The sequence below is a fragment of the Lactobacillus sp. C449L genome (assembly GCF_059900815.1).
In genome coordinates this window covers 1-450 of sequence record NZ_JBWXGA010000249.1, presented here as the reverse complement: position 1 = coordinate 450, position 450 = coordinate 1, and the positions used below count along the sequence as shown (strand labels likewise).

The window sequence follows — 450 nt, the reverse complement described above, 5'->3', positions numbered from 1 at the left end:
ACCTCGAACCTGCCGACCCGGTAGGGGCCCGAGCCGAGCGGCGGCTCGAGCGTCGCGGCCTCGAAGTCGCGGCCGGAATAATAGGCTGCGGAGAAGATCGGCAGGCCGGCGACGACGAGCGGCAGGTCGCGCGAGCGGCCGGGCGCGAAATCGATGCGGACCAGCTCCGGCCCCTCCGCCTCGGCGCCCTTCACCTGGAGCAGGTTCTGCGAGATGCGGGGATGGCCCTTCGCCTTCAGGAGGTTGACCGAGAACGCGACGTCCCCGGCCGTGAGCTTCGATCCGTCGTGGAACCGTGCCTCCGGGCGAAGCCTGAACCGGTAGGTCAGCCCGTCCCGCGTCCGGCGGACTCCGGCCGCGACGAGCCCGTACATGGCATCCGGCTCGTCCAGCCCGCGCACCATGAGGCTCTGGAAGGTCAGGCCCATCCCGGCCGCGCCGTCGCCGCGC

1 protein-coding gene is annotated in these 450 nt (G+C 72.2%); it reads right to left on the bottom strand.

Annotated elements, in window-relative coordinates; genetic code table 11:
* Positions 1-428: ABC transporter substrate-binding protein (locus AC2JF9_RS09260; RefSeq protein WP_500727186.1), on the bottom strand; the 428-nt coding region annotated here is incomplete at its 3' end.
* Positions 429-450 lie beyond the last annotated feature (22 nt).